Genomic DNA, 15,125 nt, shown 5'->3' with positions numbered 1-15,125 from the left:
GGCGTCAACCCTTTCCGCCGCCGGCAGGGCCGCGATAAAGCAGCCCACGCGCCGCCAGAACCGCGACGACGATCGAGAGCTGGACCACGCCCATGATCATCGCCACCGCCGAGGCCATCGAATAATCGTACTCCTCGAAGGCCGCCTGATAGGCCGCGATCGAGATCACGCGCGTCGGTCCCGCCGGCGCGCCGAGCAATACGGCGGAGGGGAAGACCGAGAAGGCCTGCACGAAGGAGAGACAGAAGGTGATCGCCAGCCCCGGCAGCAGCAGCGGCAGCAGGATGTGCTTGAAGCGCTGCCAGGGACCCGCACCGAGCGTCGCGCCGGCCTGCTCGAGCGCGGGATCGACGCCGGAGAGATAGGACAACGTGAGCAGGAAGGTGAAGGGGAAGCCGGTGATCACCAGCGAGATCATCACGCCCCAGTAATTGTGCAGCAGCTTCACCGGTGTCGAGATCAGGCCCATCGTCAGCAGGGCGCGATTGAACCAGCCCTGCGGCCCGAGATAGTTCAAAAGCCCTTGCGCCACCAGCACGGTGCCCAGCGTGATCGGGATCACCAGGATGGTGGTCAGCAGGCGCTGATGCTTCATCGTGCGGACGCGGAAGGCGATCGGGATCGCCATCAGCAGGGTCAGGACCGTCACCGGCAGGGCCAGCCAGAGCGTCGTCGCGATCGTGCCATAGAGGAAGGAATCCGAGAAGAAGCGCTGGTAATTGGCCAGGGCGCCGCCCGCCTTCGGGTTGAAGGACAAAAACAGCCCGTAGAAGAACGGGTAGATGAACAGCGCCAGCGAGAACAGGATCGCGGGGACGACGAGCAGCGTCAGCCCGTCGAGGCCGCGCGCAGCGAGCCGCTGGCTCAGCGGGATGGAAGAGGCTGTGTCGCTCACGCCGCTGCCCCATAGACGAGGACGCGGTCGGGCTCGGCAGCCAGCGTGACCTCCGAACCCGGCGCCAGCTTGTCATGGGCGAGGAAGGACAGGTCCGTCCCATCGGCCATGCGGGCGAAGCCGACGAATTCGCGGCCGCGGAACTCCGTCGAGATCACCTGCGCCTTCAGGCCGACGCTGCCGGCGGCGACGGGGTGCAGGTCCTCGGGACGGATCGCGAGATGGGCGGCTGCACCCTGCGCGATGGTGTTACGGGCGCGGCCGAGGATGGCTGCGCCGTCGATCGCGACCGTGGCATGCTCGCCAGAAACCGAGGCGGCCTTGCCGGCGATCTTGTTGCGGAAGCCCATGAACTCGGCGACGTCGAGATGGTCGGGCCGCGAGAACAGATCCTCGGGAATGCCGACCTGGCGGACCTGGCCATCGCGCATCACAACGATCCGGTCGGCGAGCGAGAGCGCCTCTTCCTGATCGTGAGTGACGTAGATCGTGGTGGCGCCCAGCGTGTTGTGGATGCGGCGGATTTCGGCACGCATCTCGAGGCGCAGCTTGGCGTCGAGGTTGGAGAGCGGCTCGTCCATCAGGACCAGCGGCGGCTCGACGACGATGGCGCGCGCGATGGCGACGCGCTGCTGCTGGCCGCCGGAGAGCTGGCCGGGCAGCTTCTCGGTCTGACCCTGGAGGCGGACCAGCCCGACGGCCTCGGCGACGCGGCGCTCGATCTCGGCCTTGGGCGTGCCGCGCATCTTGAGGCCGAAGCCGATGTTCTTGTTCACGCTCATATGCGGGAACAGGGCGTAGTTCTGGAAGACCATGCCAAAGCCGCGCTCTTCGGGCCGCAGTGGGTCGATGCGCTTGTCGTCGAGCCAGATACCGCCGCCCGTCGCCGGCAGAAGCCCGGCGATGATGTTCAGCGTGGTCGACTTGCCGCAGCCGGAGGGTCCCAGAAGCGCGATGAACTCGCCTTGCTGGATCGTCAGCGAGACGTCCTTCAGCGCGTTGTGCGTGCCGAAATCCCGGCTCAGGCGGTCGAGCCGAAGCTCGCGAAAGGAGGCTGCGTGAATCGTCATGGGGACCGCGTGCTGGAGTCTCGATCAAAAATCCGACCGGCGGCCTGCATGAGGCCGCCGGTCGGGTCGCATGGAGCGTTTACTTGCGCTTGGCGCCGCCGACCTGTTCGTCCCAGAGACGGAACGCGACGACCATCTTGTCGGGGTCGAGCGGCGTCTCAAGCGGGTTGTCGGCGATCAGCTTCTCGTATTCGGGCCGGCCGAACTCCTTGATCGCCGCCTGGCTTTCCGCCGGGGCCATGTCGAGCGTGACGCCCTTCACCGCCGGACCCGGATAGAAATAGCCCTCGTCATAGGTGTAGGCCTGCTGCTCCTTGGTCAGGAGGAAGTTCATCAGGTCGACCAGGACCGCGAGCTTCTCGTCCGAGACGCCCTTGGGGATGCACATGTAATGCGCGTCCGTGACCCAATGGAAGCCCTTCAGCGCGGCGATCTTGGCCTCCTTCGGCACGACGCCCAGCACGCGCGGGTTGATGTCCCAGCCCGTCGTCGTCACGGTCATGTCGCGGGAGCCGTCGCCGAGCTCCTTCATCACCGCGCCGGTGCCGCCGGGATAGTATTCGATGTTCTCGCCCAGGGCCTTGAGATAGGCCCAGGTCTTGTCCCAGCCCTTGACCGGGTCCTTGGGGTCGCTGTCGCCGAGCAGATAGGGCAGCCCCATCATCCAGGTGCGGCCGGGGCCGGAATTGGCCGGACGCGGATAGATGAAGCGGTCCTTGTTCTGGCGCGTCCAGTCGAGCAGTTCCTGGGCGGTGGTCGGAACGTTCTTGACCTTGGCCGGCATGTATTCCAGCAGCGGGCCGGACGGATAATAGGTCACGACGACGCCCTGGCCGCTGGCCAGCGCCTGCATCTTGGCGGCACCTTCGAGATAGATCTCGTCGAGCTTGGGCAGGCTGCCGGCGAGTTGCGGCAGCAGCGGCACCCAGAGCTTCTGGTCGACGCCGGCCGACAGCGCATCCGTGCCCGTCAGCACCATGTCGATGTCGACGCGGCCGGCATCCTGCTGCGCCTTGATCTTGCCGGGCAGTTCCGGCGACGGCGCCTTGGTGAAGACGATGCGCGAGACCAGATTGGGCTTGGCCTTGCGGTAGTTCTCGATCGCCTTCTGCGTCAAAGCGAGATTGCCGGCGACATCGACGATCGACAGGACGACGGGGGATGTCGGCAGCTTGAGCTGCTGGGCGAAGGCCGAGGGCGCATACGCGGCACCCGCGAGGCCAGCGACGCCGCCGATGAATACACGCCGATTGATTGTGTTGTGGACCATGACCTCTCCTCCAAAGCTGTGCGGATTTTCCGCTTTGTTGTTGATCGAGCCGCCGGCGCCGTTTCAGGATGCCGTCTCAACAGGTCCGGGACGCAGGCCGATTGACGCGGCCCCGGATTAGTCGGTATCCTAGTATACTAGTCGACCAGAGCTTGGCAATGGCCCTTCCCGCAGTCCGTCAGAGCACCGAACAGATCCACCGCCTGTTGCGAGGAGACATCCTCGCGGCGGTGCTGCGCCCGGGCGAGGCGATGTCGGAGGCGCGCATGGCGGTGCGCTTCGGAGTGAGCCGGACGCCGGTCCGAGAGGCCTTCAAGCGCCTCGTCGAGGAAGGCTTCCTGATGGTCGTGCCCCAGGTCGGAACCTTCGTCGCGCCGATCGATCTCGCCGCCGTACATGACAGCCAGTTCGTCCGCGAGACGCTGGAATGCCGCACGGTCGCGCTCGCCGCGCGCCATGCCGATGATGCCGGCAAGGCAGCCCTTGAGCAGAATGTGCGCCAGCAGGAACGCGACCTCGCGAGCGGCGACAGGGCCAGCTTCTTTCGTCATGACGAGGCGTTCCATGCCAAGCTCGCCAAGCTTGCCGGCCACCCGTCGGTGTGGAGCCTGATCGAGGGCGTCAAAGCGCAGCTCGACCGCGTCCGCTGCCTGTCGCTTGAAAGCGCCTCCTGGCCGACCATGATCCTGACCCAGCACCGCGAGATCATGGACTGCGTCATCACCGGCAATGAGGCCCGCGCAGAAGCGGCGATGCGCACGCATCTGCGCACCGTTTTCGACGCCATCGAGACGATCGCGCGCGACCAGGTCGACGCCTTCGCCGGCAGCGCTACCCCCGCCCGCCTGGATTGACGGCCAAAGCCCCTACCCCACAAACCAGGCTCTGCCCACAAACCAAGCCCTGCCCACAACAAGAAACTTTGGAGGATATCCGACCATGACCCATGCTCAGACAGAACGGGCGCTCTGATGGAACAGAGCTGGCGCTGGTTCGGACCAGACGACGTGGTGACGCTTGCGCAGGCGCGGCAGGCGGGCGCGCGCGGCATCGTCAACGCCCTCCATCAGATCCCCTATGGCGTGGTCTGGAGCGTGGACGAGATCGAGGCGCGCAAGGCGATCATCGCGGCCGATCCGAGCCTGGGCCTGCGCTGGAATGTGGTCGAGAGCCTGCCGCTGCATGAGAGCATCAAGATCGGCGAAGGCGACCTCGAGCCGGTGTTCGAGAACTACCGCCAGTCGCTGCGCAACCTTGCGGCCTGCGGGCTCGAGGTGATCTGCTACAACTTCATGCCCGTGCTGGACTGGACGCGCACCGAGCTGGCCTACCGCCTGCCGGGCGGCGGCACGGCGCTGCGCTTCAACATCCACGAATATGTCGCCTTCGACCATTTCATGCTGAAGCGTCCTGGCGCGGCGGACGGGCATTCGGCCGATGTGATGGACCGGGCCAAGGCCTGGTTCGATCGGTCCTCGGAAGCCGATCGCGACCGGCTGCTCGCCAACATCATGGCGGGCCTGCCGGGCGCCTATGACCGCTACGACGTGCCGGGCCTGAAGCGCATGCTGGAGCGCTATCGCGGCATGAGCCATGCGGCGCTGCGGGCCAATCTCAAGCGTTTCCTCGAGGCGATCATCCCGACGGCCGAAGAGGTCGGCATCCGGATGTGCATCCATCCCGACGACCCGCCACGCCCGCTCTTCGGCCTGCCGCGCATCTGCTCGGACGAGGACGACATCGCTTTCATCCTCGGCGCCGTCGATTCGCCGTCGAACGGGCTGACCCTGTGCTCGGGCTCGCTCGGCGCGAACCCGAAGAACGACGTGCCGACGATCGCCCGGCGCTTCGCGGACCGGATCTGGTTTGCGCATCTGCGCAACGTCGCCAAGGACGCGGACGGTTCCTTCATGGAGGCCGAGCATCTCGGCGGCGACACCGACATGGTCGCGCTGGTCGATGTCCTGCTGGCCGAGGAGCAGCGCCGCAAGGCTCAAGGCCTGGCGCACTGGCAGATCCCGATGCGACCCGACCACGGCCATGCCCTGCTCGACGATATCGGCAAGGGCTCGTTCCCCGGCTATCCGGCGGTCGGGCGCCTGCGCGGCCTTGCGGAGTTGCGCGGCGTGATGACGGCCGTGAGCTCGCTGCGCGGCTTCGACGCCTGATCAGCCGAGAATGCGCTGGTCCGCGAGATGGACCAGGTTCCCACCGACGATCGTCGCGACGACGCGCGGCTGCGCCCCCTCCTCGACGAGGACGAGATCGGCGCGGCGGCCCGGCGCGATCTCGCCGCGATCGTCGAGGCCGAGCGCAGCGGCCGGCGCCCGCGAGACCAGACGCCAGGCATCGGCAAAGGCGGCCGAGCCGTTGCGGGCCAGGATGAACGGCGCCAGCGTCAGCGCCGGATAATAGTAGTCAGAGGCGAGGATGGTGCAGAGGCCGGCCTGGACCATCTCCTCCGCGCCGGGGCAGCCGAGATGCGAGCCGCCGCGCACGACATTGGGCGCGCCGAAGACGATGGCCTCGCCCGCTCCCGAAGCCTCGCGCGCCGTCTCGACATCGAGCGGGAACTCCGCCACGCCGACACCGAGCGCGCGGTAGTCGCGGCGCATCTGTGGCGACATGTCGTCATGCGAGAGCATCGGCACGCCGGCAGCACGCGCGGCCGCCGCGATCCGCACGACCGAGGCGGGCACCTCGCCTTCGCGGCCGAAGACCTCTCCTGCCAGCGCGATGAAGGCGGCCTCGGACAGGCCGGTGCGCTCGACCATCTTGGCGATCTTGCCGGGGCGGACGGCCGCCTTGAAGATGCCGGGCGTGTGGTCGTTGAAGGCGAGCACGCCGATGCGCCCGGTCGCGAGCCAGTCGATCACCTCGGCTTCTGCGTCGAGGTTGAAGATCTCGTGGCGCAGGTGGAAGCGCGTATCGGCGCCGAGCACGGGCTTCAGCCGTTCCAGCGTGGCGACGAGCGCGCGGGCATTGCCGGCACCGCGCAGGCCGGGCTCCCAGGACCAAGTCACGCCATGGCAGGCGGTGGTGATGCCGCAGGCGAGCATCGCCCTGTCGGCGTCGCGCAGCGCGATCTCGATGTCGAAGGAGACGCCGGGGCGCGGCATGATGTGGCGCTCGAAGGCGTCGCCATGGATATCGACGATGCCGGGCAGGACGAGCATGCCGGTGGCGTCGAGATGCAGCGCGTTGGCCGGAGCCGGCGCGTCGAGGGCCAGAATGGAGGAACCGTCAGTGCTCAGGCCGGCTTCGAGGAAATCTTCGGCGAGCACCTTGCCGCCGGTGATATGCAGTCTCACGCCCGTCTCCGTCGCCGTTCAAGCCCTGGCGGTTGGCGTGGTATCATGACGGCGCGATGACGGAAGCGGGTGTCTCAGTAGACATCCGCCTGATAGCGCCCGGCCTTCTTCAGCCCGGCAACATAGGCGACCGCCTCGTCGGGCGAACGATTGCCGTGCTGCGCGACGACATCGACCATCGCCCGTTCGACATCCCTGGCCATGCGCTTGGCATCGCCGCAGACGTAGAAATGCGCGCCCTGCTCCAGCCAGGCGAAGAGTTCGGCGCCGCGCTCGCGCATCCGATCCTGGACATAGATCTTCTCGCCGGCATCGCGCGACCAGGCGAGCGTGAGGTTCGTCAGCACGCCCTCCTCCTTCATAGCGGACAATTCGTCCTCGTAGAAGAAATCGGCGGCGCGGCGCTGATGGCCGAAGAAGAGCCAGTTCCGGCCCGGCGCCTTCGTCGCCCTGCGATCATGCAGGAAGGCTCGGAACGGCGCGACGCCGGTGCCCGGGCCGCACATGATCACCGGGGTCTCAGGGTTCTGCGGCAGGCCGAAGCCATGGGCGCGCTGGACATAGACCGGCACCTTGTCGCCGGGCTGGACGCGCTCGGCGAGAAAGGTCGAGGCGACGCCCCAGCGCGGGCGGGTGCCAATCTTGTAGCGAACCGTGTCGACCGTCAGCGAGATGCGGCCGGGCGTCGCGATGCAGGAGGACGATATCGAATAGAGCCGCGGTTGGAGCGGTTCGAGCGCCTCGACGAAGGCTTCCGCCGAGAGCCGCGCCTGCCCGAACTTGTGCAGCGTGCCAAGCACGTCGAGCCGGTCGAGATCGCCGTCGGGGTCCTCACCCGCCGCCAGACGCTTGGCCTTGGCGCGGGTCTCGCCGCCGGTGACATAGGAGATGAGCTGGAACAGCGCGTCCGGCGCGGGGCCGAGCGCGAGGTCGGAGATCAGCGCCTCGCGCAGGGGCTTACCGCCGACATCTGCGTCGGGACGCGCGCCGAGAAGCGCGATGACGGCATCGGCCAGGCGCGGATCGTTCTGCGCGACGATGCCGAAGGCGTCGCCGACGATATAGTCGAGCCCGCATTCCGACAGGTCGAACTCGACATGCCAGGTCTCCTTCTGCGAGCCCTCGCCATTGAGCTTGCGGCGCGACAGGAAGGTCGCCAGCGCCGGGTTCTCGCGGCAGCGGCCGAGCGGACCGAGCGCGGCAGCGGGCGCTGCTTCGGTGGCGGCGGCAGGCGTCGAGCCGCCCTCCTCCACCAGCGTCTTGAGCATGCGCAGCGTGTCCTTGCCGCCGGGCGCGCAGAGGTTCAGGCGTGGCTCCTTGCCCTCGGCGATGGCGGCGGAATAGGTCTCGCAGACATAGCCGCACTGGCCGCAATCCTGCTGGGCCATCGCGGCGAAGAGCTTGCGCGGCAGCGGCTTGCCCTCCGCCAACTGCATGCGCTGCGGCAACTCCAGCGACGGATCGTGCCAGGGCGCGCCGTCATCGGCCGGCCCCATCACGGCGGCGTTCTCCGCCGGCGACAGGGCGGTGACCCCGGCATTGTCGAGCGAGAGCAGCCCGGCGAAGAAGCCGTTCAGCCAGGAGCGCTGCTCCTCGCTGAAGGGCGCGGTCTCGGGTAGGACCTGGACGATCGGATTTGCGGTCTGAACGGTCACGGGGCGACCTTTCCGACTGAGACAGAGGAGCCGCAACGCGCCCCCTCCCCCCGCTTGCGGTGGGGAGGGTTGGGGTGGGGGGCAGTGTCGCTCGGCGGGATGATGCAGGACAAAGCTCTGGCTTTACGGCCCCCCTCCCTAGCCCTCCCCACCGCAAGCGGGGGGAGGGAACACGCCCTGCTTGCACCGAAGTGGGTCATCGAGACATGGAGCGTCACGCCGCCTCTCCCGTCTGTGCGACCAGCGCCTGCAGCGCCGCGATCTCGTGGCGGCGGGCGAAGGCGACGAAGCTCTCGTCGGGCGCGGCGCGATGCTCCTGCCAGGTTCGCAGGATCGCCTCGACCAGCGCCGGCGCATCCTCCGCCTTCACGTCGGTGCGGAATTCGCGGCCGATGCCGCCCTCGACGCCGAAGCCGCCGCCGACGAAGATATGATAGCCCGGCACCGTGTCGCCCTCGTCGCTCACCGGCACCTTGGCGCCGATCAGGCCGAGATCGCCGATATAGTGCTGGGCGCAGGAGTTGTGGCAGCCGGTCAGGTGGATGTTGACGGGCGTATCCAGCGTGATGCGCGGCTCGCAATGGGCGGCGATCGCCAGCGCATCCTCCTTGGTGTGGGCGGCGGCGAATTTGCACCCAGTCGCGCCGGTGCAGGCGATCAGCCCGGCGCGCAGGATCGAGGTTTCGGCTGACAGGCCTATCGCCTGTAGATTCGCGACGACATCCTCGACCTTGTCGTCCGGCACGCCGGAGATCAGCAGGTTCTGCCAGACGGTCAGGCGGATGTCGCCGTCGCCGCAGCTGTTTGCGATCGCGGCGATGGCGCGCATCTGCTGGACGGTCAGCTTGCCGACCGGCAGCGCCACGCCGACCCAGTTGAGGCCCGGCTGGGCTTGCGGATGCACGCCGATATGGGCGAGCCGGTCGTAGACAGGACGCGGCTGCACGAAAGCCGTATCGAGCCGGACCAGCCTGCGGCCGAGCTTCTCCTCGACGGCACTCAGGAATGTCTCGAAACCCCAGCTGTCGAGCACGTATTTCAGGCGCGACTTCGCCCGGTCGGTGCGGTTTCCGCTGGCCGTGAAGACGCGCACGATCGCGTCCGCGACGGCCACGGCATCGGATGGCGCGACGATGACGCCGGTGTCGCGGGCGAGATCCTTGTGGCCGGTGATGCCGCCCAGCGTGAGCCGATACCAGATGCCGGGCTCTACGGCAGCGCCCTCGAAGCTCCCGCCTTCCATGACCTCGATCGCCTGGAAGCCGATGTCGTTGGTGTCCTCCAGCGTGGCGATCGAGCCGGCGCCGTCGAAGGCGACGTTGAACTTGCGCGGCAGGCCGTACAGCGAGCGATCGTTGAGGATGTGGTGGTGCCAGGCGCGGGCATGGGGGCGGGTGTCGAGCAGTTCATGGGGGTCGATGCCGGCGGTGGCCGAGCCGGTGACGTTGCGGATGTTGTCGGCGCCGGAACCCTTGGCGGTCAGGCCGAGATCGGCGAGGCCCTCCAGCAGCAGCGGGGCGTTTTGCGCCGGGATCTCGCGCACCTGCAGATTGGCGCGGGTGGTGACGTGGGCGTAGGGGCCGCAGAGCGTGTCCGCGAGGTCGGCGACGCCGGCGAACTGCCAAGCCTTCAGGATGCCGTTGGGGATGCGCAGGCGGCACATATAGCTGTTTTGGGCAGGCGCCACATAGAACAGCCCGTGATAGCGCCAGCGGAAATTGTCTTCGGGCTTGGGGTAGAGGCCGGCATTGGCCTGGTCCTTGAAGCGGGCATAAGCGTCGAAGGGATGTTCGGCGGCCTTCCACTTTTCCTGTTCGGCGAGCTTGCCGCCGGCCGCGACGGTTGTCGCCTGCGCTTCCAGATGCTCCTTGTCCGGGCCACTCGGCTTGCCCGAGCCGCTCGTGCCGGGCGTACCGCCGAGCGGCCCGAGCCCACGCGCCGTGCGGGCGGACTGCATGCCGGACATGAAGCCCTCAAGATAGCGCTTCTGGTCGGGGGTGAAATCGTCGCTCATGATCTTGCTCTGGCTGACGGCTCAGGCCGTGCTTTGGCCGGCTGCGGCGATCATCGCGCCGGACAGCGTGCCATAGGCGGTCGTCCAGGCATCCTTGACGGCGGGCGTGAAGCCCTCGCCCAGCCCCTGCTCCAGCGTCCAGAGCAGTGCCGCGCCGACTGGCGCGTAATGAGCCGCGGTCACGCCATAGCCGTTGTGCTTGATGGCGAGCGCATTCACCGCCGGCATCAGGGCCGGTAGATCCTCCAGCCCCTTCACCACGACGGCGAGCGTGCCCATCAGCTTGCGCCCCTGTTCCTTCATATCGGTCGACTTGAACAATGGGCGCACTTCGGGGGCGATCTCGAACAGGCGGCCGTAGAACAAGGCGGCGGCCTGCTCGGCTATGGGGGCGACCTTGGAGAAGCTCGCCTTGATCTCGGAAACCTGATTGGGGGTCATGGGCTGCTCCTCACGCCGCTTCGACGAAGCGATGGCGTTCGTAGAGGAACTTCAGCACCGCCTCGCGGGCGGCGATGTAGGTCCGGTCGGAGACCAGATCGAGCCGCTTGCGCGGGCGGTCGAGCCTGACGTCGAGCACGTCGCCGATGCGGGCGGAGGGACCGTTGGTCATCATGACGATGCGGTCCGAGAGCAGCACGGCCTCGTCGACATCATGGGTGATCATGATCATGGTGTTCCCCAGCGTCGCGTGGATCTGCATGATCGAATCCTGCAGATGCGCGCGGGTCAGGGCGTCGAGCGCGCCGAACGGCTCGTCGAGCAGCAGGATCTTGGGCTCCATCGCCAGGCCGCGCGCGATGCCGACGCGCTGCTTCATGCCGCCGGAGATCTCGGCCGGGCGCTTGTCCCTGGCGTGAGCCATCTGGACGAGGTCGAGATTGTGCATGATCCAGTCATGCCGCTCGGCCTTCGACTTGCGGCCGCCGAAGACCTTGTTCACGGCCAGCGCGACATTGTCGTAGACGGTGAGCCAGGGCAGCAGCGAGTGGTTCTGGAAGACCACGGCGCGCTCCGGGCCAGGGTCCTTGACCTCGCGGCCCTCGAGCAGGACGGCCCCGGCGCTGATCGGCGTCAGCCCCGCGATGATGTTGAGCAGGGTCGACTTGCCGCAGCCGGAATGGCCGATCACCGAGACGTATTCGCCCTTCTCGATCTCGAGGCTGATGTCCTTGAGGACGTTGGTCGAGGCCGCGCCGCGCTGGAAGGTTTTGTCGACATGATCGATCTTGAGATAGCTCATCGCATCCTCCTCAGTTGGTCAAGGTGCCGCGGGTGACGATGGTGCCGACGAAGGCGACGAGACGGTCGAGAAAGAAGCCGACGACGCCGATATAGATCAGCGCCACGATGATGTCGGACAGGCGCGAGGAGTTCCACGCGTCCCAGATGAAGAAGCCGATGCCGACGCCGCCGGTCAGCATCTCAGCCGCGACGATGGCGAGCCAGGACAGGCCGACGCCGATCCGCAGGCCGGTGAAGATGTAGGGCGCCGCCGAGGGCACCATGATCTTGAAGAAGAACTCGACCTGGTTCAGCCGCAGCACCCGCGCGACGTTGCGGTAGTCCTGCGGGATGTTGCGGATGCCGACCGCCGTGTTGATGATCACCGGCCAGATCGCGGTGATGAAGATCACGAAAATCGCCGAGGGCTGGCTGTCGCGGAAGGCCGCGAGCGAGAGCGGCAGCCAGGCCAGCGGCGGCACGGTGCGCAGCACCTGGAACACCGGATCGAGGCCCCGCATCGCCCAGACCGACTGGCCGACGAGCGCGCCGAGCAGCACGCCGACGATCGCCGCCAGGCTGAAGCCGATGGCGACGCGCTGGAGCGAGACCAGGATGCGCCAGCCGAGCCCGATATCCTGCGAGCCGTTCCAGAAGAACGGTTCGACGATGAGGTCTTTCGCCTCGGCCCAGATCTTGGTCGGCGTCGGCAGCGAGGATTGCGGGCCATGCGCGGCGAGCTGCCAGAACAGCAGGATGAGCGCGACCGTGATCAACGGCGGCACGATGTTGACGAGAAGCGAGGTCAGCCAGGGCGCAAGGCGCGCCGATAGCGGCTTGCTTGCCGCGGCCGGAAGCGACACGACGCCCGGATTGGCTCCCGGCAGCGCGACGACTTTCGCTCCCGCCGGCACTTCCTTCAAGACAGCCCGACCCATGCCGGTTCTCCTCTGGTTGATGCGTTCGAATGCGTTGATGGTCATGCCGCCACCGGGCTGCGTGACTGCGCGCCGATCCGGCGGATTTCAGGCAGGCATGAGCCGCAATTGGTTCCGGCCCTGAGCTGGCGGCCGATGTCCTCGGGCGTCGCCGCGCCGCCGGCGAAAGCAGCGCGGATCGCGTTCAGCCCGACGCCGAAGCAGGCGCAGACGGTCGGACCGGGATCGGCCGCGCCGTCGAGGCTGCGGCCGGCCAGCAAGGCGAGGCGGTTCTCCGGCATGGCGCCGGCATCGGCGAAGGCGAGCTTGACCGTGTCCCAGAGCGGCGCGCGCCCGGCCGGAGCTATGAAAAGCGCGGCGATCAGCGCGCCGTCCCTGATCACGGCGCAGCGATAGACGCCGCCTTCGCTGTCGATCATCTCGGTCAGGCCGTCCTCGCCGAAGGCGGCGCGGATGCTTTCCATCAGTTCGGCCGAGGTCGCGTCGGTGGCGAAGAGGCGGCCCTCGCTGCCCTCGACCGCAAGCTTCGACCACCAGCTTCCCTCGGGCAGGGCAAAGCCGTCGCGCGAGAGCACGAAGCCCTGCGAGGCATAGGCCACGGGCGCGATCGAGGACGGCGTCGCCTTCATCTCGGGCTGGCCGGAGAAGGGGTCGCAAGCCGGCTGGACCGCGGCGCCAATGCGGGCATGCGACGCCGTCTCGGCGGACCAGTGGATCGGCGCGAAGAGCGAGCCCGGCGGAACGCCTGCGTCGAACCCGACCTTGAGCACGACCGCACCAAAGGCATTGGCGATGCGGGCGAAGCCGCCTTCGATCAGGCCGAAGCGGGCCGCATCCGTTGGATGGACGTGGACGCAGGGCTCGGACGCATGGGCGCTGAGGCGCGGGCTGAGCCCTGTGCGCGTCATTGTGTGCCAGTGGTCGCGAACGCGCCCGGTGTTGAGCAGCAGCGGCAGGGCCTCGCTCGTCGCCGACGCCAGCGCAGGCACCGCGAGCGGCACCATCCTGGCGCGGCCATCGCCGGTGAAGAAACCGCCTTGCGCGAACAGGCGCGGCGTGCCGAGCGGCTGGCCGGCCGGCGCAGGCCACTGCACCGGCTTCAGCGCGTCATAGGCCCGCTTCGGCAACCCGGCATGGGCGCCGATGTCGAAATCGCGGGTGCCGGCGTTCTCGAAGGCCGAGAGCGCGGCGTGCTCCGCATAGATCTCGTCGGGGCCGCCATAGGTGAAGGCCTCGACGAAGCCGAGGCGTTTGGCGACCTCGCAGACGATCCACCAATCCGGCTTCACCTCGGCGGGCAGGTCGAGGAAGGCGCGCTGGCGCGAGATGCGGCGCTCGGAATTGGTGACGGTGCCGTTCTTCTCGCCCCAGGCTGCGGCTGGGAGGATGAAATGCGGCTTCGCCGAAAGCGTATCGTTGGACAGCACGTTCTCGGAGACGACGAAGAGATCGAGGCTGCCGAGCGCGGCCTTGACCTGATCGGCGCGCGGCAGCGAGACGGCCGGGTTCGTCGCCATCACCCAAAGCGCCTTAATGCGCTGCTGCGCGACCGCGTCGAGCATGGCGACGGCCTTCAGGCCTTCGTGGCGGGCCATGTTCGGTGCCTGCCAGAAGCGACTGAGGCGGTCGATCTCGGCCGGCGAATAGCCCATATGGGCCGCCAGCATGTTGGCGAGCCCGCCGACCTCGCGCCCGCCCATGGCATTGGGCTGGCCGGTCAGGGAGAACGGCCCACCGCCGGGACGGCCGATGCGGCCGGTGGCGAGATGGCAGTGCAGGATCGCGGCGACCTTGTCGGTGCCCTGCGCCGACTGGTTGACGCCCTGGCTCCAGGCCGTGACGACGGCGGGCGTGGCGCCCCATAATTCGTAGAAGCTGGTGATCGCGACGGGCGTCAGGCCCGTGCGCTCGGCCACGCTGGCAACCGTCGGGGCGAGTTCGCGGGCATTGGCAAGCGCCTCGTCGTAGCCCGAGACATGGCGGGCGAGATAGGTCGCATCGGTCAGGCCATTGGCGTCGAGATGCACGAGCAGGCCGGCAAACAGCACCGAATCCGAGCCGGGCTTGATGGCCAGCATCATATCGGCGTCCTCCGCCGTCGCGGTGACGCGCGGGTCGATGACGACGATGCGGGCGCCGCGCTGCGCCCGGTTCTGCTGCATGCGCCGGAACAGGACCGGATGGCACCAGGCCGTGTTGGAGCCGACGAGCACGATCAAATCGGCGGAGTCGAGATCCTCGTAATTGCCGGGAACCGTGTCGGAGCCGAGCACGCGCTTGTGGCCGGCGACCGTCGAGGACATGCAGAGCCGCGAATTGGTGTCGACATGGGCTGAACCGATGAAGCCCTTCATCAGCTTGTTGGCGACGTAGTAGTCCTCGGTGAGAAGCTGGCCCGAGAGATAGAACGCGACCGCGTCGGGCCCGTCGCGTTCGATGATCGTCTTCAGGCCATCAGTCACCTCGTCGAGCGCGACGTCCCAGCTCACGCGGTCATAACCACCGGCATCGTTGCGCCGCAGCGGGTGCAGCACGCGCGAGCCCAGCCCCAGGGTCTCGGCCAGCGCCGAGCCCTTGGAGCAGAGCCGGCCGAGATTGGCCGGGTGGGCGGGATCGCCAGCGATCGCAGCCCCGCCCCGGCCGTCGGGCGTGGCGAGCACGCCGCAGCCGACCCCGCAATAGGGGCAGGTCGTGCGGATCGAGCCATCGGGAACGCCGGGACCGGGAAGGTTTGCATCGCTGCGCATC

Annotated in this window: 12 protein-coding genes; 2 read left to right on the top strand and 10 right to left on the bottom strand. The window is 67.8% G+C overall.

Annotated elements, in window-relative coordinates; genetic code table 11:
* Window positions 1-4: 4 nt before the first annotated feature.
* From AE618_RS12715 to AE618_RS12705, 3 genes are all read right to left on the bottom strand, one after another.
* Window positions 5-895, bottom strand: a complete 891-nt coding sequence (locus AE618_RS12715; protein ID WP_054209430.1) for an ABC transporter permease — start codon at window positions 893-895, stop codon at window positions 5-7.
* Window positions 892-1,959 carry an ABC transporter ATP-binding protein gene (locus tag AE618_RS12710; RefSeq protein ID WP_054209560.1) on the bottom strand — a complete coding sequence of 356 codons (1,068 nt, stop codon included), beginning with the start codon at window positions 1,957-1,959 and terminating at the stop codon, window positions 892-894. The genes AE618_RS12715 and AE618_RS12710 overlap by 4 nt, the downstream gene beginning before the upstream one ends.
* 85 nt (window positions 1,960-2,044) lie before the next feature.
* Window positions 2,045-3,235, bottom strand: a complete 1,191-nt coding sequence (locus AE618_RS12705) for an ABC transporter substrate-binding protein (RefSeq protein WP_054209429.1) — start codon at window positions 3,233-3,235, stop codon at window positions 2,045-2,047.
* Window positions 3,236-3,393: 158 nt separating this feature from the next.
* Between AE618_RS12705 and AE618_RS12700 the strand changes: the two genes are divergently transcribed.
* Complete coding sequence (locus AE618_RS12700) at window positions 3,394-4,089, top strand: GntR family transcriptional regulator (protein ID WP_054209428.1); 696 nt, start codon at window positions 3,394-3,396, stop codon at window positions 4,087-4,089.
* Between the two features lie 117 nt (window positions 4,090-4,206).
* Window positions 4,207-5,403 (top strand): mannonate dehydratase, encoded by a 1,197-nt coding sequence (gene uxuA / locus AE618_RS12695; RefSeq protein ID WP_054209427.1) that lies wholly within the window; start codon window positions 4,207-4,209, stop codon window positions 5,401-5,403.
* Here the strand turns inward: uxuA and AE618_RS12690 are convergent, their stop codons facing one another.
* From AE618_RS12690 to AE618_RS12660, 7 genes are all read right to left on the bottom strand, one after another.
* Window positions 5,404-6,546: an alpha-D-ribose 1-methylphosphonate 5-triphosphate diphosphatase gene (locus AE618_RS12690; protein WP_054209426.1), complete on the bottom strand. Its 1,143-nt coding sequence runs from the start codon at window positions 6,544-6,546 to the stop codon at window positions 5,404-5,406.
* 74 nt (window positions 6,547-6,620) lie between these two features.
* Window positions 6,621-8,201: a sulfite reductase subunit alpha gene (locus AE618_RS12685; protein WP_054209425.1), complete on the bottom strand. Its 1,581-nt coding sequence runs from the start codon at window positions 8,199-8,201 to the stop codon at window positions 6,621-6,623.
* Between the two features lie 214 nt (window positions 8,202-8,415).
* Window positions 8,416-10,215 carry a NirA family protein gene (locus AE618_RS12680; protein ID WP_054209424.1) on the bottom strand — a complete coding sequence of 600 codons (1,800 nt, stop codon included), beginning with the start codon at window positions 10,213-10,215 and terminating at the stop codon, window positions 8,416-8,418.
* Between the two features lie 21 nt (window positions 10,216-10,236).
* Window positions 10,237-10,656: a globin family protein gene (locus AE618_RS12675; RefSeq protein ID WP_054209423.1), complete on the bottom strand. Its 420-nt coding sequence runs from the start codon at window positions 10,654-10,656 to the stop codon at window positions 10,237-10,239.
* Between the two features lie 10 nt (window positions 10,657-10,666).
* Entirely contained in the window at window positions 10,667-11,458 is a 792-nt protein-coding gene (locus tag AE618_RS12670; RefSeq protein WP_054209422.1) for an ABC transporter ATP-binding protein, read from the bottom strand.
* A gap of 10 nt (window positions 11,459-11,468) precedes the next feature.
* Window positions 11,469-12,377 (bottom strand): nitrate ABC transporter permease, encoded by a 909-nt coding sequence (gene ntrB, locus AE618_RS12665; RefSeq protein ID WP_054209559.1) that lies wholly within the window; start codon window positions 12,375-12,377, stop codon window positions 11,469-11,471.
* Between the two features lie 41 nt (window positions 12,378-12,418).
* On the bottom strand, window positions 12,419-15,124 hold the full coding sequence (locus AE618_RS12660; protein ID WP_054209421.1) for a nitrate reductase: 2,706 nt from the start codon (window positions 15,122-15,124) through the stop codon (window positions 12,419-12,421).
* Window position 15,125 lies beyond the last annotated feature (1 nt).

Source organism: Allobosea vaviloviae, from assembly GCF_001298265.1.
In the GTDB taxonomy this organism is placed as follows: Bacteria; Pseudomonadota; Alphaproteobacteria; order Rhizobiales; family Beijerinckiaceae; genus Allobosea; species Allobosea vaviloviae_B.
Note: the sequence above shows the minus strand (reverse complement) of the source record. Positions and strands in the feature narration are given on the sequence as shown.